We start from the raw sequence: 17,430 nt of genomic DNA on the forward strand, positions 1-17,430 counted from the left end.
CGCATTCGCCGATCGCCGATCGGCTAACGGCTAACGGCGGCATCGGCAGCACCGTTCGCATCACCCGATAACCGGAACACGACCCAAAGGAGCCGAGCATGCCCAACCCGCTACCCGCCGTGCGCCGCGTCGCCATCGTCGGGGGCAACCGGATCCCGTTTGCCCGCTCGAATACCGCGTACGCGAGCGCGTCGAATCAGGACATGCTGACCTTCACGCTGCAAGGGCTGATCGACCGCTACGAGCTGCACGGCGAACGTCTGGGCGAAGTCGCGGCGGGCGCGGTGATCAAGCATTCGCGCGACTTCAATCTGACGCGCGAAGCGGTGCTGTCCACGACGCTCGCGAAGGAAACGCCCGCTTACGACGTGCAGCAGGCATGCGGCACCGGCCTCGAAGCGGCGATTCTCGTCGCCAGCAAGATCGCGCTCGGGCAAATCGAGGCGGGCATTGCGGGCGGCGTCGACACGACGTCCGACGCGCCGATCGGCGTCAACGAAAAAATGCGCAAGATCCTGCTCGAAGCGAACCGCGGCAAGAGCGCCGGCCAGCGCGTGGGCGCGCTGAGCAAGCTGCGCCCCGGCATGTTCTTCAAGCCGCTGCTGCCGCGCAACGGCGAGCCGCGCACCGGATTGTCGATGGGCGAGCACTGCGAACTGATGGCCAAGCGCTGGAACATTTCGCGCGAGGCGCAAGACGTGCTTGCGTACGAGAGCCATCGCAAGCTCGGCGAAGCGTACGCGCGCGGCTTCGTCAACGATCTGATGACGCCGTACCGCGGCCTCGCGCGCGACAACAACCTGCGCGCCGATCTGACGCTCGAAAAACTCGCGAGCCTCAAGCCCGTATTCGATCGCGACGCCGGCACGCTGACCGCCGGCAACTCGACACCGCTCACCGACGGCGCCTCCGCCGTGCTGCTCGCGAGCGAGGACTGGGCGGCTCGCCGCGGGCTGCCGGTGCTCGCGTATCTGAGCTGGTCGGAGACGGCCGCCGTCGACTTTTTCGACAAAAAAGAAGGCTTGCTGATGGCGCCCGCCTATGCGGTGCCGCGTATGCTGGCGCGCGCGGGTCTCACGCTGCAGGACTTCGATTTCTACGAAATCCACGAAGCTTTCGCCGCGCAGGTGTTATGCACGCTCGCGGCGTGGCAGGATGACGAGTATTGCCGCACGCAGTTGGGCCTCGCCGGCCCGCTCGGCGCGATCGATCGGATGAAACTGAACGTGAACGGCAGTTCGCTCGCCACCGGTCATCCGTTCGCGGCGACCGGCGGGCGCATCGTCGCCGACCTCGCGAAGCTGCTTGCGCAACTCGACAAACCGGCCGGCGCCGCGCGCGGACTGATCTCGATCTGCGCGGCAGGCGGCCAGGGGGTGGTCGCAATTCTCGAACGCTGAACCGTGCGGACGTTTCTGCATTGTTTTGCGGCGCATTCCGCTTCACTCGCTGCCGACCGCGTGTTTAGCTTGCTTCGATGACTGGCGACGAATCCAACACACAAACAGATGAAGCTACGGCTTCAGGAGACGACCAATGACCCAGCCTACTCAAACCCCTCTCCCGTCCGCCGCCGGGCCCGCGGCAGCGGCGACCGCCGCGGGCGGAGCCCCCGCATCGGCGCCGGATGCGCGCACGCCGGACGTGATGCCGAACCCCGCCGCGTACGCCGCGCCCAACACCGACGGCATCTGGTACGCGTCGTATCCGGCGGAAGTGCCGCACGACGTCGACGTCACGCAATACGCGTCCCTCGTGCAGTTCTTCGACGAATGCATCGCGCAGTTCCGCGAGCGGGTCGCCTACGTGAGCGTCGGCGCGAATCTGACGTACGGCGAGCTGGGCCGCAAGGCCACCGCGTTCGCCGCGTATCTGCAAAGTATCGGCGTGAAGCCCGGCGAGCGCGTCGCGATCATGCTACCGAATACGTTCCAGTACCCGGTGTCGCTGTTCGGCGTACTGAAGGCCGGCGCCGTGGTGGTCAACGTGAATCCGCTCTATACGGTGCGCGAACTCGCGCATCAGCTGAAAGACAGCGGCGCGCAAACCATCATCGTGTTCGAGAATTTCGCGAAGACCGTCGAAGACGCGCTGCCCGGCACCAAGGTGAAGAACGTGATCGTGACAGGTCTCGGCGATCTGCTCGGCGACGGCCTGAATCTGAAGGGGCGTCTGCTCAACTTCATGTTGCGGCACGTGAAGAAGATGGTGCCCGCGTACCACCTGCCGCAAGCGGTGCCGCTGCTCGATGCGCTCTCGACCGGCTACTCGCGTCCGTTGACGCCGGTGCGCGCCACCCACGACGACATCGCGTTCCTGCAGTACACCGGCGGCACCACCGGGGTCGCGAAAGGCGCGATGCTCACGCACAGGAACATGATCGCCAATCTGCTGCAGGCGAAAGCGTGGTCGGAGCACCAGTTGAACGGCGACATCGAAACGGTGCTCACGCCGCTGCCGCTCTATCACATCTACTCGCTGACCGTGAACGCGCTGATCTTCATGGGACTCGGCGGGCGCAACATCCTGATCGCCAATCCGCGCGACATCAAGCGCGTGATGATGATCATCCGCCACGAGACATTCACTGGCATGACCGCCGTCAACACGCTTTACAACGCGTTCCTCGACAACGAGGAATTCCGCAAGCGCGACTTCTCGAACCTCAAGCTCGCGATGGCGGGCGGCATGGCCACGCAAAAAGCGGTGGCCGACCGCTTCAAGGCCGTGACCGGCAAACCGATCATCGAAGGCTATGGGCTCACCGAATGCTCGCCGATCGTGTCGATGAACCCGGTCGATCTGAGCAACATGCGCGAGTTCGAAGGCTCGATCGGCTTGCCCGCGCCGTCCACGCACGTGCGCTTCAGAAAGGACGACGGCAGCTGGGCCAGCATCGGCGAAGCGGGCGAGCTGTGCGTAAAGGGACCGCAGGTGATGAAAGGCTACTGGAACCGCCCGGAAGAAACCGCCAAGGTGATCGACGACGACGGCTGGCTCGCCACCGGCGACATCGGCGTGATGGACTCGCGCGGCTTCATCCGTCTGATCGATCGCAAGAAGGACATGATCCTGGTGTCGGGCTTTAACGTCTATCCAAACGAGGTCGAAGACGTGATCGCCGCGCTTCCGGATGTGCGCGAAGTGGCCGCAATCGGCGTGCCCGACGCGGCGCAGGGCGAGCGGGTGAAGGTGTTCGTCGTCAGGCGCAATTCGTCGCTGACCGCCGAACAGGTGATCGCACATTGCCGCAAGAATCTGACCGGCTACAAGGTGCCGAAGCTGGTCGAGTTCCGCGACGAGCTGCCGCAAACCAACGTCGGCAAGATTCTGCGCCGCGCGCTGCGCGATGAGGAACTCGCGAAGCAAAAGCCTGCCTGACAGGCAATGCGCTTTTGCGCGACCGGCGCGCACTCGTGTGAGTCTCGCCTGAGTCTCGCGTGACCATCGCGCGACATTACGGAGAGATTCATGACGCACCGCCTGCCCGCACGCTCATGCCACCCTTCGGCCTTCACGCGCTTCGCCAGGGTGGCGACGCTTGCGCGGCGGAGCGCCGCGTCATCGCGTGCGGTGCAGTCGCGCAAGTTTGTGGCACACGCGGTGATTGCCGCCGTGACGCTCGCCGCCGTGCTCGCCCCGGGGCCGGCAGCGTTCGCGCAGAACGACGACACCCCGCCCCCGCTCGATACCGCCAGCGCCGTCAAGGCGCCCACCACGCCGTCCTCGCAGGTCGGCAAGCTCACACTGGATCAGCAGGTCAAATGGCTGCGCGCCGCGCAGCAGAGCCGCACGCTGGAGAAGCTCGACGACGCGCAACTGGTCACGCTGTTCCAGTCGCTCGATCCGCTCGCGCTGCCGCGCTATATCAATGAAGGGCCGAACGGCTACCCGTCGTACGAGTTCACGATGTCGCGCTCGGAACGCATTCGCGGCCAGTGGCCCGACAAGCCCGATCACATGCTCGTGCGGCTCACGCGCGACCCGCTGCGGATCTACGCGAAGTGGCTGCCCGACGGCGCGCATGCGGGCCAGGAAATCCTCTATGACGAGTCCAAACGCAGCGACGAAATGTACGGGCACCTCGGCGGCATCATGAACGTGATGCCGTTGTGGACCTCGCTGGACGGCACGCTCGCGCGCTCGCAATCGAACCATCAGTTGCGCGATCTCGGCACCGAGTACATCGCCGGCCAATACCTGGCCGAAGGCAAGAAATACACCGAGGCCGGCTTACCGCGCTCGACCCAGGTGGAAGTCAAAACGCTCGACGGCGTGCGCGTGGTGGCCTTCACGTTCGAAACGCCCACCGGACAGCCGCAGTTCTATGCAAAGAAGGAAACGCTCGGGCTGGACCTGCGGCATCCGTACTTCCGCACCGTCGAGTCTTATGACAACGACGGCAAGCTGTTCGAGCGGATCGTCTTCGAAACGATCACGCCGAAGAGCTTCGACGACGCGACTTTCGATCCGAAGAACAAGGCGTACAAGTTCTAGTTGTCACTTCGGCGCGCGCTGCGCGGCGCGAATGCGAACGCGACGTGCGCGTGACGCGAGGCCAATCCGCCATGCTGCGCCTCGCTGGGTTCGGCCAGATGCGCTGAACGGATAGCGAGTTCCTTGAGCACGAAGTAGTCGCAGGCGCGTGTCACGCCGATCAACGCGCGCCGCCCGCCCATCGGGTTCTGAGCGAGAAGCGGCGCGAGCGTCGTGTACCAGAGCGCGCCGATATCGTCGCCGGTGTCGAAAACCGGCAGCTTCATGTGCGCCGCGTATCGCGCGAACGACGGGCCGCAGGCCAGCGTCGAATCGACGATCGCCAGCGTGCCGCTCTGCGCAGCCGCGCTCGCGAGCCACGGCCATGCACCGCCTGTCACGCTCGACAGCCATGCGCCGGTCATCATGAAAGTGCGTCGGTCCATATTGGGATCCAGCCGCTGTGTGTATGGCGGGCCGCGCCAATGCGCTCGCCCTCCGTCAGGTGTAGCCGCGCCGCGCGCGCCATGCTTGCGGCCAGATGCCCTGCTTGCCCGGTGCGAGAATGCCGTTCGGGTCGAGCGCGTCCTTGATCGTTTCCGACAGCCGCAGCAGCGCACCATCGTTGAAGCTGTATTGGGCCGCTGCAAAATCCATATACGCGAGATGCGTCCGGTACTGGCCATAGCCTGCGGCGCGCGCATCGCTCATCAGCGAGCGCAGCAGCGCGCCGGCCTGCTCGACCTGGTTCGCGTCGTCGCGGTCGAAGATCGCCGCGAAGATGTGATGCAGATGCCGCACACCCGCCGTGAAGCCGCCGTAGTAGTCGAAGCCGTATTCCGCGGCGCGCGCCTTGACCATCGTGTATTGACGCAACGCGTCGCGCCCGGTCGCCGGACACACCGGCGCGAAGTCCACGTGCGCGCCCGCGCCGCCGCGCCAGTCGAGCATGCGGAAGGCGGTCATCGCGGGAATGCCGGCGAGGTTGCGGTCGCCGCCGCCGGTGGGCTGCGCGTCGCCCGCATAGCGCGCGGCGAATTGCTTCGCCTGCGGCACGCGCGCGAAGGCGCGCTGCACGATGGCATGGCGCGCGTCGATCAGCTCGGGCGTGCCGTACAGCGCGAAGTGCAGATTCCAGCGGCCGACGTTCAGCTTGTCGAGCATCGCGGCCACCGCGCTCTCGGGCATCGCGCCCCGGCCTTCGTACCACTGCGCGCGCGCCGACAAACCCGCCGCGCGGCGCAAGCCGCCTTCGATCACCACGTGGTTGCGGATCGTTTCATCGAGCCGCAAGGGCCGCAGAATCTCCACGATCGCTTCGAGATCGGCCTCGTGACGAAACTGGATTTCGCCGAGCAGATACGCGGGCGGCGCGGGCATCAGCCAGACCCCGAGCTTGGTGACGACGCCGTAGTTCGACTGCATGAACATCGCATCGAACGAGGGTCCGTAACCCGGCTGGTACAACTGCCAGGCGGTGCCGATGTCGATCCCGCCCATCCCGGTGCGCAGCACGTCGCCGTTGGCGAGCACCACTTCCATGCCGCACTGGGTCGCGGCGTGGTCGCCGTAGTCGGTATAGCCGAAGCCGCGCTCGAGCGTGTTGCCGATCACGCTGCCCCAACCGGCCGCGGGCGGATCGACCCACAGCCTGTAGCCCTTGTCGCGCAGATGCGCATACAGATCGAAGTAGCTGACGCCCGGTTCGACCAGCGCGTACGCAAGCGTCTCGTTCACTTCGATGATGCGGTTCATGCGCTGCAGGTCGAGCACGACCGAGCCCGCGAGACGCGGCGCGGCGCCGCCATAGGCAAAGTTGCGGCCGGTGGAGACGGTCCACAACGGAATGCGATATTGGTTGGCGATGCGCAGCACCGCGCGAATCTCGTCGACCGAGGCGGGCAGCAGCGCGGCGCTCGCCGAAAACGCCGCGCGCTCGCCGGGCGCGAACGGATCGAGATACGCGGCGAGCCCCGCTGCGGACGTCACCACCCGCGCATCGCCGACGATCGCACGCCAGCCCGCGAGCGCGCGATCGAACTGGGTGGCGGAAACGTTCGGTGGCAGGGTCGGCGGCAAAGCGTTTTCTCCGGCGGATGAAGGACGCGGCGGTTGGTCTTCTTCGCGGGCGCGCCGGTTGTGTGCTCACCCGCTTCTCGCAGTCGGTCGTGCCGGCCGCTATTGCCAGGCCTCCGGCTTGCCGCCGAGCGCGCTGCACACGTCGATCGCGATCGAGCGCAGCTTGCCTTCCGCGATCTGCCCGGACAACGCATAGCCCATGCCGTCATTGATCCAGTAAAAGGTGCGGCGGCTGCCGTCGCGCAACAGGCGGAACGCGGTTTCGTCGCGCGCGGTGCCGGTCACGTACAGCGTGAGGCGCGCGCCGCTGCCGTTCTCGTACATGAACTGCGCGGCCGGCCCCGCCTCGCCGGGCAACAATCGACCGCCCACCAGCGAGTAACCGTACTCCTGCAACGACGGCACCGACAGCGGCCGGTTCAGTCGTTTGGACAGCCAGCTGATCAGATGCTCTTCTTCGCTCGCGGCGACTTCCACCGGATGACGCCGCTCCGGCGTGTACACCGCGTACGCGATGTCGGCGCGCTGCGCGAAGCTCGGCGGCTGGCCGCCCAGGCCGCCCCACGCGCCGCCCGTCAGGCGCGGCGCAAGCGGTCCCAGCGCAAGGGCGAGCCCCGCGCCGGCCGCAAGCCAGCATGCCGCGAGACCCACGCGTTGCCACCACGGCGGCGTGCGGCGCACCACGATGAAGGCGGGCTCGTCGGCCTCGGGAAACTCAGTGCGCTCATGGCGCGCATCCGATTCGCTGCGGCCGCTGCGCTGCGGCGCTCCGCACAGCGCGCGCAGCGCGGCTTTCTGCGCGCGCCACGCGGCCACCCGTTCGGCCGCCTGCGGATGCCGCTCCAGTTGCGCCTCGATCTCGGCGCGCCGCGCGCCCGGCAATTCGCCGTCGACAAACGCCGACAGCGCTCGCAGATCGAGCCCTTCGGGCAGGCTGGAATCGTAGTCGTCGTTGTTCATGACCGATTTCTCACCACTTTCAACGGCACGGTCTTGCGCGCCGGACCCTTGCCCGACCCTTCAGCCGGATCTTCCGTCAACAGCACGCGCAGGTGCTCACGCGCGCGCGAGAGCCGCGACATCACCGTGCCGATCGGCACGCCGAGCGCGCTCGACGCTTCCTGGTAAGACAGCTCTTCGACGCCAACCAGCAGCAGCACTTCGCGCTGCTCGACCGGCAGGCAATACAGCGCGCGCTGCAGATCGCGCAGCACCAGACCGTCGACCTCGCCTTGCGGCGCTTCGAGATTGCGCCACGGCGCGCTTTCGTCGTCGACGGCGATTTCGCGATGGCCGCGCAACTGGTCGATATAGAGATGCCGCAGGATAGTCAGCAGCCATGCGCGCAAATTGCTGTTGGGCCGGAACGCCGACCAGCGCGCGAGCGCACGCTCCGCCGTATCCTGCACGAGATCGTCGGCCCAAGCGCGGTCGCCCGTCAGCGCGCGCGCATAGCGGCGCAACTGCGGGAGCCACGCGATCACTTCCGCTTCGAAATTCACCCGGCAGACTAAGCTCAGTAGCCGCCGCCGCTACTGTTGCCGCTGCTGCCCGACGCGCTGCTGTCGGTCGCGGACGTGCAGCCGCTCGTCGCGAGCGAACCGAATGCCAGCGCCAGCAACACGAAGAACGCGGACACAATGCGGGATACTTTCATGGTGAGTCTCCTGAGGAGCGTCCGGCGCTATAGGTTGCCGGAACCAGTCGGCTGCGCGCGGAATGCAACGCTGCCATGTATGACTAAACGCAGGCAGCCCACGATTTATTCCGCGTGAGCACGGCCCACCCCTCTTTTTCCGCCATTGCTCAGCAGATTCGTAACTCAACGTTACAGTCAATAGTTATCGGATGCTTCCGCGCGCACAAGCCGTTATAGTGGACGCAGTTCGCCCACCCGGCGCGTTCTGCCCCCACACAGGGTAGAATTGCGGCGAACCACCGTCTTTCTAACCTGAATTGTCCATGGCTTCCGCAGAATCGCACCCGCAAAACGACTTCATGAACGCTGCGCGCAAAGAACGAAAGCGCGTCGAGATCTACCTTGTCAACGGCATTCGCTTGACCGGGTGCATCGAGTCGTTCGATCAGTACCTGGTGATGCTGCGCACGCCTGTCGGCCTGCAAGGCATCTACAAGCGCGCGATCTCGACGATCCAGCTCGACACCGGCACGCGTCCGGCTCCGCGCGCGGGGCGTCCCTCGCATGGCGAACACACCACGCGCGGCCCGCATGGCTCGCGTGAGCCCCGCGATCATCGGGAGCCGCGTGAACCACGTGAACCGCGCGAGTCGTATGGCGCATCGTCGGACCGCCCTTCGTCCGATCGCAACAGCGGCAACGCCGACGCTCCGGTGGTCGTGACACGCCGCCGGCGTCTGTTCGGCACGGGCGGTGACGGCGGCAACCACGGCGGCGGCAATCATGGCGGCAGCTCCGGCAATGTTGGCGGCAACAACGGCGGCAACGAATAAACCGCCGCCGCGGCGCTCGGCTACGATGTCGGCTAGCCGAGCCGCTGCAAAATCTTCTCCAGTTGCATCACCTGCTGCTCAGTCAGCTCGAACCCGCATTTGACCGCCAGCACGCGACGGCGCCAGTACACGGCGTCCAGCATGCGCAGCGCCGGTTGTTTCGTTGCCCACTCCAGATGGTCCAGCTCCGCTTCCACGACGTGTGAGGCGCTCAGGCGCCGTGCGCGCACAGGGTGTTTTCCCGTCCATGTTCGTTCGTTGCCTTGTGGTTGGCTGAGCCTGTCGGCTCTCCTCTCGAGCGGGCGCTGCCGGTTCGCACGTTGCGCTCTGCCATGCCGGGCCATGCGGCCGGCTGATGCTTTTGTTTTGCCGCTTCGCTGTCTGGCGACACACGGAAAACGAATCGATGCCGGGCGGTTTCAAATGATGTTTATATGCCGATGCCGCTCTGTATCGCGTGCATGCTTGCGCTATGCTGAATAGTCGACTCTCTTCTAATGGAGCATGTCATGACCAGCAAGAAGCATCACGCATCACAAGCGATTTCTCAGCCGATGGAAACGCCGCAATCGGCTCAGTCGGCCGATCGCCGTCTTGATGAAGCGCTGGAAGAAAGCTTTCCGGCAAGCGACCCGATTGCCGTCGATTTGACAGATCCGCATCACGCGCCGGCCGAGGCGGTGTCGTCGGAAACGGGGAAGAAGCGGCATTAGAAGCCGGTGGTGATCGGAGAGTGGCTGAAGATGCGAGACGCGCAGCAGGCTCGCCGAAGATCGTCTGCGTTTCGTTCGCGCGACGACACATTCCGCATGAGCGCCCCGTGAACCGAGGGGCCTGCGGACAAACGCGGGGAACGCCTACTTCAGAAGACCGGAAACCGCGGCGACAACGAACACCGCGAGCATGACCAGGAAAGGACGCCGAAGGCACTGACAGGCGACGAATATTCCACCGCCGCAATACCCCGAAAACAGCGTCCCCGCCGATGAGTCAGGCGGCGCTCCACCGCCGCCCCGCCCTTCCCATCCGACGATCTTCAAACCATCGCCTTCAATGCGAAGACAGCCCGCTTTCCAGCTGACGCTGAAGATCGCGTACCTGGCGCTGCGCGGCGCGCAACTGGTCTTGCGCGGCCAGCTTCTGCTGAGCCAGCGCCGTGGTTTCGGCACGCTTCTGTTCCTGCTGCGTCGCGACGATGCTCTGCTGCTGACGTGCGATCTCGAGGTCGGCCTGCAAGCGGCTCGCACGGTCCTGCGACAACGCGATCATCCGCTGCGTGAACGCCTTCTGCGCCTCGAGTTGCGTGCGGCGAATCTCGACGTCCGACAGTTGCACCGTCTGACGCACGAAATCCTTATAAATCATGTCGGCACGCGCGGCGTCCTGCGTCTTGATCACACGCCAGAAATTTTTCTGCTGGAACAGCGCGATGTAGTACGTCATCTCCTTGCCGTAAAACAGCATGCTCGCGCCATAACTGCCGTTGTAGGTGGTGCGCAATTCGCTGAGCTCCGACCCATGGATCATCTGCTGCAATTCCGCCACATTGCCTGCGGCGGACTGCCGGCTTTCGTCCGGGGTCAGTGCTGTGGTCTCCGCCTGCCCGCCCGGCACAGGGGCCGGTAACGCAGTGGTCGTGCCCGGCTGGGAAACGACAGCGGCGCTCGCGCTATTGGTCTCGACCGCCTGAGCTTGAGCCTGCACCCCTTGCGCGGCTCCCCATGCGATGAATGCGGCCAGGGCAATCTGCCGTACCTTCGACTTTCGGTCCATGTAATTCCTGCTTGAACAGTTTTTGTTTTAGTACAAAACGTCTGATTATTACTCACTTTCGCGCGTTTCGGGCTCTCCATCAAAAATTTGGTACTTACGCATCTTCTCCCCCGCTACCTCGCGGCTGATACCCAGGCAGAGTGCCGTGTCCTCACAGCGCCAGCTGTTCGCATCGAGCGCGGCCAGCACGCGGTTGCGTTCCGCCATGTCCCATTTGCTGCGGTCCATCAGCACCTCGGCCGCACTCTCCGCCGGCACCGGCTGAGCGCTGCGCGCGAGCGCCAGCAACCGCTGCAGGCGCGCCGCGTCCGACGCGCCGATCTGGCGCACCGTCACGCAGATCCGCTGGGCCAGGTTGCGCAACTCGCGCACGTTGCCGGGGAAAATAAGCGTCGGCGAGTCAGTACGGCAGGACCGGCAGCCCCGGGAGCCGCTCGGCGCCGACGATCTGTGCAATGAACGCCTTGAAGATCGCAATCTTGTCGACCGCGCTGCGCTCCTCCAGCGACGGAATCTTCTGCTCGATCACCGATCACCGATCACCGATCACACCGTCGCCGACCGGCCGCTGCGGCGTGCGACCTTCGAGCGTTACATCAACGTGCTCGGCCTGCTGCCGGGCATCAAGGTCGCGGCCAACGTACCGCCACCGCAGAACACCGACGGCGCCACCACGCTCAAACTGAACGTGGAGCGCAAACCGTTCGACATCAGCGTCGGAGTCAACTTCAATCAGCCTGGTGTGCAAGGTCATCAACCGGGTGGACCGTCGGGCGATTCGGGCTGGGGCGCCATGTTCGAAGTCAATCGCGGGTTGGCGCCCGGCTTCACCTATCTGCGCACCTTCACGCCGTCTATCTGGTTCGATATGGCGCGCGTCAATCTGCACGCAGGCACGCCGTCGCCGTCGAGGCTCTCGTCGATTGCGTTCGGCTTCCGTATTTCGAACGCGAAGTACTACAGCCTCGATCTATCGGTGGCGCTTTCGACCGGCGCGTCGCCGGTCGAAAGCGCCTCGCGCAGCCCGCGCATCAACGCGACGTTCTCCTACCCGTTGAATTGACGCTCCTCGCCAGCGCCGCGCGCTGATTAGAGGCTCCCCTATCAAACGGCGCGCGCGCTTTCACGTATTCTGCGCTGACGATGCGGTCGGCGACCTGCCAGCAGGCAGGCCGCGCGTTGCCGATCGCCGCCCGAATCGAAGCCAGACCTGAGAGGCATGACGAGGCATTACGGCAGACATCACCCGATAACCGCCCGAGATGCCAATAACGCCGCGCGACCATGATCGCGCCGTCTTTTATCAAGGAGGAAACAATGACGCAATTCACTCAACGCGCCCGCGCCATCGCGCTTCGCACGGCCCGACACGCCGCGCTCGCCGGTGTGCTGCTTGCCGGGGCCGCGACTGCCATGGCGCAGACCGACACGGCGGTGGGCACGTGGAAGACCATCGACGATCACACCGGCCAGCCTAAAGCGCTCGTGCAGATCACCGACGATGGCAGCGGTCAGTTGAGCGGCAAGGTGATCAAGGGTCTCAATGCGAACGATCAACCGGACCGTCGCTGCACGGCGTGTACCGACGCGCGCAAGGATCAGCCGATTCTCGGCATGACCATCATTAGCGACATGAAGAAGGACGGCGACGGCTGGGACCACGGGCAGATTCTCGACCCGGAAAACGGCAAGCTCTACAAGTGCAAGATGCACCTGGAAGATGGTGGAAACAAACTGGTGGTGCGCGGCTATATTGGCGTGGCGCTGCTGGGGCGCTCGCAGACATGGGTTCGCCAGCAATAGGGGGCGATGTGGCTGAGCGTTGGCCCGAGTTTTCAGCCAGCTGAACTTTGGCTCGTACGCTCGTCAGGCTGAATGCAAAAGAAACGGCCGGCGATTGCCATCGCGCGGCCGTTTCTTTCTGTTGGGTGAAACCGGCGCATTAAAGCCGTCATGCGGCACGCTTGAAAGGCGATGTGTACGCGAACGGCGACGACGGCAGCGGGTTGCCTCGCGCCGGGTTGTACACGGCCGGCGCGGCAACAGATACGGAGGCTGGGACGGTTGCCCCTACGGCGCGCTTCTCTGCCGCGCTCACGTGCCTGCGCATACGCGATTCCATCAGATTACAGAGGTCTTCGCTCGCCGTGCCAAGCAGTTGCTCCGTCACGCGCTTGAGCACGCCGGATTCGTACCAGATCTTGAAGCGACGATGACACGTTTGATACGAAGGGTAGCGGCGCGGCATAGCCGCCCAGGTCGCACCGCTGTACATGACCCACAGTACCCCGTTGAGTACCGAACGGGTATTGGCAAGCGGCCGTCCACGCAACTCGGAGCGCGGACGCAGTTCCGGCAGCAACGGCGCGACACGTTGCCATTCTTCATCAGTGATATCGTGGTGCGGATTCATGGCTTCTCCTTTATCAGACCAACAACAAAAGATAGCCAATTGCCCGCACGGGCAACATCAGATCAATCTGAATCTTGAAAACACAGCGTGTGAGCAGACTGATTAGAACGGCTCACGATCTAACGTAGCCGCTCCTCCGCTTCGCGCGAGCGAAGCCGGTCAGGACCAACTCAGGTCAGCGACGTATCGACAATACGGCGCGGCGTATCGAGATACTCCTTCGACTGCATCTCGACAATCCGCGACACCGTGCGCGTAAATTCGTTGGCCATCGGGCCGTCGACATACAGTTGCTCGGGCGGCACGGCCGCGGACATCAACAGCTTCACCTTGTGGTCGTAAAACACGTCGATCAGCCACGTGAAGCGGCGCGCTTCCGAGGCCATACGCGCCGACATCTGCGGCACGCCGGAGAGGATCACCGCGTGAAAACGGCTCGCCAGTTCGAGGTAGTCGTTCTGCGAGCGCGGGCCGCCGCACAACGTCGCGAAGTCGAACCACACGACGCCGTCCGCGCGGCGCAGCGCCTTCAACTCGCGCTTCTCGATGTGCAGGAGCGGGCTTTCGTCGGGGACCGCGGCGAGGCGCGCGAACGCGTCGCGCAACGCCTTGTCGGCGGTGGCGCCGAGCGGCGAGTGATACACCTCCACCTGCGCCAGCGTGCGTTGCCGGTAGTCGATACCCGCGTCGACGTTGATCACGTCGAGTTTCTCCTTGATCAGCTCGATGGCCGGCAGCATGCGGTCGCGATGCAGGCCGTCCGGATACAGCGTGTCCGGATCGTAGTTGGACGTCATCACGAACTGCACGCCGTTCTCGAATAACTTGTCGAGCAGACGGTACAGGATCATCGCGTCGGCGATGTCCGACACGTGGAATTCGTCGAAGCAGATCAGGCGGTAGCGCTTCGCAATCCGGCGCGCCAGCTCGTCGAGCGGATCGGCCATGCCCTTCAGGTCTTCCAGTTCGCGATGCACTTCGCGCATGAACTCGTGGAAATGCAGACGTGTTTTGCGATGCAGCGGCACGATCATGTAGAAGCTGTCCATCAGGAAGCTCTTGCCGCGCCCGACGCCGCCCCACATGTACACGCCGCGCGGCAGGTCCGGACGATTGATCAGTTTCTTGAACGCATTCGAGCGGCGCGATTTGTACTCGACCCACTCTTCATAGCACCGCTGCAGCCGGTCGACCGCCGCGCGTTGCGCCGGGTCCGATTGATATCCGCGCGTCTGCAGTTCTTTCTCGTAGTATTCGGTGACGTTCATGGTGTTGCTGCAAAAAGAAAGGCGGGAGGGATTGAACCCGCCCGCCTTTGTGGTGATGCCAGAGTACGTTCAGTCAGGCGTGCGCGTGATTACATGTTCAGCGCGCGCTTGTCGACGGCCAGCGCCGCTTCGCGCATGACTTCCGACAGCGACGGGTGCGGATGGCAAATGCGGCCGAGGTCTTCCGACGCCGCTTTGAATTCCATCGCCACCACGGCTTCCGCGATCAGGTCCGATGCGTTTGCCGAGATGATGTGCACGCCGAGCAGTTCGTCGGTCTTCGCGTCGGCGATCATCTTGACGAAACCATCCGCCTTGTTGATGCCGAGCGCGCGGCCGTTCGCCATGAACGGGAACTGGCCCGTCTTGACCTCGCGGCCTTCCGCTTTCAGCTGCTGTTCCGTCTTGCCAACCCACGCGATTTCCGGTTCGGTGTAGATCACCCACGGAATGCAGTTGTAGTCGATATGCGGCTTCTGACCGTCGATGATTTCCGCGACCAGCACGCCTTCGTCTTCAGCCTTGTGCGCGAGCATCGGGCCACGCACCACGTCGCCGATCGCGTACACGTTCGGCACCGCCGTCGCACAGTGATCGTCGACGTCGATGAAGCCGCGCTCGTTGGCCTTCAGGCCGATCGCTTCGAGACCGAGGTTGTCGGTGTTCGGCACGCGGCCGATCGACACGATCAGGCGGTCCGCGTCGATCGTCTTCGCGTTGCCGTCCTTGTCCGTGTAGGCGATCGAGACGCTCGTGTCCGTCGTCTTGACTTCGCCGACCTTCACGCCGACCTGGATGTCGAGACCCTGCTTCTTGAACTGCTTGGCCGCTTCTTTCGAGAGTGCCTGGTCAGCCGCGCCGAGGAATTCCGGCAGCGCTTCGAGCACGGTCACTTCCGCGCCCAGACGGCGCCACACCGAACCCAGTTCCAGACCGATCACGCCAGCGCCGATCACGGCCAGCTTCTTCGGAGCCGTGTCGAAAGCCAGAGCGCCTTCGTTGTCGGCGACGATCTTGTTGTCGACCGGAATGTTCGGCAGATGGCGCGCCTTCGAACCCGTCGCGATGATCACGTTCTTTGCCGTGACCACTTCGGTTTCGCCTTCGCCGCTCACTTCGATCTGCACGCCGGCGTCCGTCTTGCCGGTGAACTTGCCGTGGCCCTTGAGCCACGTGATCTTGTTCTTGCGGAACAGGAATTCGATGCCCTTGGTCATCTTCTCGACGATGCCGTCCTTGCGGGCCATCATCTTCGCGATATCGACCTTCACGTTGTCCACGGAAATGCCGTGGTCCGCGAGGTGATGCGATGCGTTTTCAAGCTCTTCCGACGACGCGAGCAGCGCCTTCGACGGAATGCAACCGACATTCAGGCACGTGCCGCCGAGCTTCAACGCGCCGGCAGGGTTCTTCCATTTTTCGATACATGCGACGGTCTTGCCGAGCTGCGCTGCGCGGATGGCGGCGATATAACCGCCAGGGCCTGCGCCGATCACGACGACGTCAAATTCTTTGGACATGACAATCCTTTCGATGACGGAACGGCGCGCGGCCACGTTTCGTGGCGCGTGCCGTTCCTGTACTGCGGAATGCTAAAGACGTACTGCTCAGATGGCGCCGACTTGCCTGATATCAACCAGACGAACAAGCCGGCGGCGCCGGGACGGCGATTACAGGTCGAGCAGCAGGCGAGCCGGATCTTCCAGCGCGTCCTTCATCGCGACCAGCGACAGCACCGCTTCGCGGCCGTCGATGATACGGTGGTCGTACGACAGCGCCAGGTAGTTCATCGGACGGATCACGATCTGGCCGTTTTCGACCACAGCGCGTTCCTTCGTCGCGTGCACGCCCAGAATGGCGGATTGCGGCGGGTTGATGATCGGGGTCGACAGCATCGAACCGAACACACCACCGTTCGAGATCGAGAACGTACCGCCGGTCATTTCTTCGATCGACAGCTTGCCGTCCTTCGCCTTCTGGCCGAACTCGGCGATCTTCTTCTCGATGTCGGCGAGGCTCAGCTGATCCGCGTTGCGCAGGATCGGCACCACCAGGCCACGCGGCGAACCGACGGCGATACCGATGTCGAAGTAGCCGTGATAGACGATGTCGTTGCCATCGATCGACGCGTTCACCAGCGGGAACTTCTTCAGCGCGTGAACCGCCGCCTTCACGAAGAACGACATGAAGCCGAGCTTCACGCCATGTTCCTTCTCGAACTTGTCCTTGTACTTGTTGCGCAGGTCCATCACCGGCGCCATGTTCACTTCGTTGAACGTGGTCAGGATGGCGTTGGTTTGCTGCGACTCGAGCAGACGCTCGGCGATACGCGCACGCAGCCGCGACATCGGCACGCGTTGTTCCGGGCGGTCCTTTAGCCACTGGTCGGCCGATGTCGGCGCCTTGACGTCCGGCAGCGACGGCTTCGCAGCCTTCGGTGCGGCAGCCGGTGCCGGCGCTGCCTTGGCAGCCGGGGCGCCCGCGGTCAGCACGTCGCCCTTGGTGATGCGGCCATCGCGGCCGGTGCCGGCGACGTCGCCCGACGACAGGCCCTTCTCCGCCATCAGCTTGCCGGCAGCCGGCGAAGCAGCGGTGTTCGAACCCGTGGCGACAGCGGCTTGCGCAGCCGGTGCCGGTGCGGCGGCCGCAGCGGCGACCGGAGCCGGCTTGACTTCAGCCTCGACAGCGGCGGCGCCTGCGGTGCCTTCCGTGTCGATCTTCGCGATCACCTGATCGGCGACGACGATGTCGCCGTCGTTCGAGATGATTTGCGCGAGCACGCCGGCCGAGGGTGCCGGCACTTCGAGCACGACCTTGTCGGTCTCGATTTCGATGAGAATTTCGTCAACAGCAACAGCCTCGCCGGGCTTTTTCTTCCACTGCAGCATCGTGGCTTCCGAGACCGACTCGGACAGCTGGGGAACCTTGACTTCAACAATAGCCATTATG

The 17,430-nt window shown here is 64.3% G+C and carries 17 protein-coding genes and 2 pseudogenes; 7 read left to right on the forward strand and 12 right to left on the reverse strand.

Going from position 1 to position 17,430, the window contains the following annotated elements:
- Positions 1 to 98 precede the first annotated feature (98 nt).
- From ACZ9H4_RS09965 to ACZ9H4_RS09975, 3 genes are all read left to right on the forward strand, one after another.
- The gene (locus tag ACZ9H4_RS09965) at positions 99 to 1,400 is read left to right on the forward strand and encodes an acetyl-CoA C-acetyltransferase (protein ID WP_476118926.1); all 1,302 of its coding nucleotides are present in this window, start codon (positions 99 to 101) and stop codon (positions 1,398 to 1,400) included.
- Between the two features lie 136 nt (positions 1,401 to 1,536).
- Positions 1,537 to 3,381 carry an AMP-binding protein gene (locus ACZ9H4_RS09970; protein WP_476118927.1) on the forward strand — a complete coding sequence of 615 codons (1,845 nt, stop codon included), beginning with the start codon at positions 1,537 to 1,539 and terminating at the stop codon, positions 3,379 to 3,381.
- Between the two features lie 90 nt (positions 3,382 to 3,471).
- Positions 3,472 to 4,497 (forward strand): DUF1571 domain-containing protein, encoded by a 1,026-nt coding sequence (locus tag ACZ9H4_RS09975; protein WP_476118929.1) that lies wholly within the window; start codon positions 3,472 to 3,474, stop codon positions 4,495 to 4,497.
- On the opposite strand, the gene ACZ9H4_RS09980 is transcribed toward ACZ9H4_RS09975, so the two are convergent.
- The 5 genes from ACZ9H4_RS09980 to ACZ9H4_RS10000 form a co-directional block, all read right to left on the reverse strand.
- A complete protein-coding gene (locus ACZ9H4_RS09980) occupies positions 4,494 to 4,922 on the reverse strand; it encodes a hypothetical protein (RefSeq protein ID WP_408143000.1) in 429 nt (142 codons plus the stop codon). The two genes, ACZ9H4_RS09975 and ACZ9H4_RS09980, sit on opposite strands and share 4 nt — an antisense overlap.
- A 55-nt stretch (positions 4,923 to 4,977) precedes the next feature.
- The gene (locus ACZ9H4_RS09985; RefSeq protein WP_408142998.1) at positions 4,978 to 6,555 is read right to left on the reverse strand and encodes an FAD-binding oxidoreductase; all 1,578 of its coding nucleotides are present in this window, start codon (positions 6,553 to 6,555) and stop codon (positions 4,978 to 4,980) included.
- 99 nt (positions 6,556 to 6,654) lie between these two features.
- Complete coding sequence (locus ACZ9H4_RS09990) at positions 6,655 to 7,515, reverse strand: anti-sigma factor family protein (RefSeq protein ID WP_408154336.1); 861 nt, start codon at positions 7,513 to 7,515, stop codon at positions 6,655 to 6,657.
- On the reverse strand, positions 7,512 to 8,057 hold the full coding sequence (locus ACZ9H4_RS09995) for a sigma-70 family RNA polymerase sigma factor (RefSeq protein WP_408142994.1): 546 nt from the start codon (positions 8,055 to 8,057) through the stop codon (positions 7,512 to 7,514). The genes ACZ9H4_RS09990 and ACZ9H4_RS09995 overlap by 4 nt, the downstream gene beginning before the upstream one ends.
- A 14-nt stretch (positions 8,058 to 8,071) precedes the next feature.
- The gene (locus tag ACZ9H4_RS10000) at positions 8,072 to 8,212 is read right to left on the reverse strand and encodes a hypothetical protein (protein WP_408154338.1); all 141 of its coding nucleotides are present in this window, start codon (positions 8,210 to 8,212) and stop codon (positions 8,072 to 8,074) included.
- Between the two features lie 305 nt (positions 8,213 to 8,517).
- Here ACZ9H4_RS10000 and hfq point away from each other — a divergent pair, with 305 nt between their 5' ends.
- Complete coding sequence (hfq, locus tag ACZ9H4_RS10005) at positions 8,518 to 9,027, forward strand: RNA chaperone Hfq (RefSeq protein WP_408142990.1); 510 nt, start codon at positions 8,518 to 8,520, stop codon at positions 9,025 to 9,027.
- A gap of 32 nt (positions 9,028 to 9,059) precedes the next feature.
- Here the strand turns inward: hfq and ACZ9H4_RS10010 are convergent, their stop codons facing one another.
- Complete coding sequence (locus tag ACZ9H4_RS10010; protein ID WP_408326088.1) at positions 9,060 to 9,257, reverse strand: hypothetical protein; 198 nt, start codon at positions 9,255 to 9,257, stop codon at positions 9,060 to 9,062.
- A gap of 279 nt (positions 9,258 to 9,536) precedes the next feature.
- Here ACZ9H4_RS10010 and ACZ9H4_RS10015 point away from each other — a divergent pair, with 279 nt between their 5' ends.
- Positions 9,537 to 9,740, forward strand: coding sequence for a hypothetical protein (locus ACZ9H4_RS10015; protein ID WP_408326091.1), 204 nt, complete (start codon positions 9,537 to 9,539; stop codon positions 9,738 to 9,740).
- A 337-nt stretch (positions 9,741 to 10,077) separates the two neighbouring features.
- Here ACZ9H4_RS10015 and ACZ9H4_RS10020 read toward each other — a convergent pair whose 3' ends face one another.
- Positions 10,078 to 10,800: a DUF2968 domain-containing protein gene (locus ACZ9H4_RS10020; RefSeq protein WP_408142985.1), complete on the reverse strand. Its 723-nt coding sequence runs from the start codon at positions 10,798 to 10,800 to the stop codon at positions 10,078 to 10,080.
- A gap of 48 nt (positions 10,801 to 10,848) precedes the next feature.
- Positions 10,849 to 11,332 (reverse strand): annotated as a pseudogene (locus ACZ9H4_RS10025) (sigma 54-interacting transcriptional regulator); the annotation flags it as partial.
- 6 nt (positions 11,333 to 11,338) lie between these two features.
- Between ACZ9H4_RS10025 and ACZ9H4_RS10030 the strand changes: the two are divergent.
- A pseudogene (locus ACZ9H4_RS10030) lies at positions 11,339 to 11,863 on the forward strand (hypothetical protein); the annotation flags it as partial.
- 254 nt (positions 11,864 to 12,117) lie between these two features.
- Entirely contained in the window at positions 12,118 to 12,603 is a 486-nt protein-coding gene (locus ACZ9H4_RS10035) for a DUF2147 domain-containing protein (RefSeq protein ID WP_121318598.1), read from the forward strand.
- Between the two features lie 148 nt (positions 12,604 to 12,751).
- Here ACZ9H4_RS10035 and ACZ9H4_RS10040 read toward each other — a convergent pair whose 3' ends face one another.
- The 4 genes from ACZ9H4_RS10040 to odhB all read right to left on the reverse strand — a co-directional run bounded on the left by ACZ9H4_RS10040 (position 12,752) and on the right by odhB (position 17,426).
- A complete protein-coding gene (locus ACZ9H4_RS10040; protein WP_408142943.1) occupies positions 12,752 to 13,213 on the reverse strand; it encodes a transposase in 462 nt (153 codons plus the stop codon).
- Positions 13,214 to 13,383: 170 nt separating this feature from the next.
- Complete coding sequence (gene zapE / locus ACZ9H4_RS10045; protein ID WP_408154344.1) at positions 13,384 to 14,481, reverse strand: cell division protein ZapE; 1,098 nt, start codon at positions 14,479 to 14,481, stop codon at positions 13,384 to 13,386.
- A gap of 89 nt (positions 14,482 to 14,570) precedes the next feature.
- The gene (lpdA, locus tag ACZ9H4_RS10050; protein ID WP_476118933.1) at positions 14,571 to 16,001 is read right to left on the reverse strand and encodes a dihydrolipoyl dehydrogenase; all 1,431 of its coding nucleotides are present in this window, start codon (positions 15,999 to 16,001) and stop codon (positions 14,571 to 14,573) included.
- A 150-nt stretch (positions 16,002 to 16,151) separates the two neighbouring features.
- Positions 16,152 to 17,426 (reverse strand): 2-oxoglutarate dehydrogenase complex dihydrolipoyllysine-residue succinyltransferase, encoded by a 1,275-nt coding sequence (odhB, locus tag ACZ9H4_RS10055; RefSeq protein WP_408142938.1) that lies wholly within the window; start codon positions 17,424 to 17,426, stop codon positions 16,152 to 16,154.
- Positions 17,427 to 17,430 lie beyond the last annotated feature (4 nt).

The organism is Paraburkholderia sp. TE9906 (genome assembly GCF_056279605.1).

Excerpts from the sequence above, each read along its gene's own strand:
- ACZ9H4_RS09980 (WP_408143000.1), bottom strand. The coding sequence starts at position 4,922 with ATGGACCGACGCACTTTCATGATGACCGGCGCATGGCTGTCGAGCGTG.
- ACZ9H4_RS10000 (WP_408154338.1), bottom strand. The coding sequence starts at position 8,212 with ATGAAAGTATCCCGCATTGTGTCCGCGTTCTTCGTGTTGCTGGCGCTG.
- ACZ9H4_RS10040 (WP_408142943.1), bottom strand. The coding sequence starts at position 13,213 with ATGAATCCGCACCACGATATCACTGATGAAGAATGGCAACGTGTCGCG.
- odhB (WP_408142938.1), bottom strand. The coding sequence starts at position 17,426 with ATGGCTATTGTTGAAGTCAAGGTTCCCCAGCTGTCCGAGTCGGTCTCG.
- ACZ9H4_RS10035 (WP_121318598.1), top strand. The coding sequence starts at position 12,118 with ATGACGCAATTCACTCAACGCGCCCGCGCCATCGCGCTTCGCACGGCC.
- zapE (WP_408154344.1), bottom strand. The coding sequence starts at position 14,481 with ATGAACGTCACCGAATACTACGAGAAAGAACTGCAGACGCGCGGATAT.
- hfq (WP_408142990.1), top strand. The coding sequence starts at position 8,518 with ATGGCTTCCGCAGAATCGCACCCGCAAAACGACTTCATGAACGCTGCG.
- ACZ9H4_RS10020 (WP_408142985.1), bottom strand. The coding sequence starts at position 10,800 with ATGGACCGAAAGTCGAAGGTACGGCAGATTGCCCTGGCCGCATTCATC.
- ACZ9H4_RS09970 (WP_476118927.1), top strand. The coding sequence starts at position 1,537 with ATGACCCAGCCTACTCAAACCCCTCTCCCGTCCGCCGCCGGGCCCGCG.
- ACZ9H4_RS09965 (WP_476118926.1), top strand. The coding sequence starts at position 99 with ATGCCCAACCCGCTACCCGCCGTGCGCCGCGTCGCCATCGTCGGGGGC.
- ACZ9H4_RS09990 (WP_408154336.1), bottom strand. The coding sequence starts at position 7,515 with ATGAACAACGACGACTACGATTCCAGCCTGCCCGAAGGGCTCGATCTG.
- lpdA (WP_476118933.1), bottom strand. The coding sequence starts at position 16,001 with ATGTCCAAAGAATTTGACGTCGTCGTGATCGGCGCAGGCCCTGGCGGT.
- ACZ9H4_RS10015 (WP_408326091.1), top strand. The coding sequence starts at position 9,537 with ATGACCAGCAAGAAGCATCACGCATCACAAGCGATTTCTCAGCCGATG.
- ACZ9H4_RS09975 (WP_476118929.1), top strand. The coding sequence starts at position 3,472 with ATGACGCACCGCCTGCCCGCACGCTCATGCCACCCTTCGGCCTTCACG.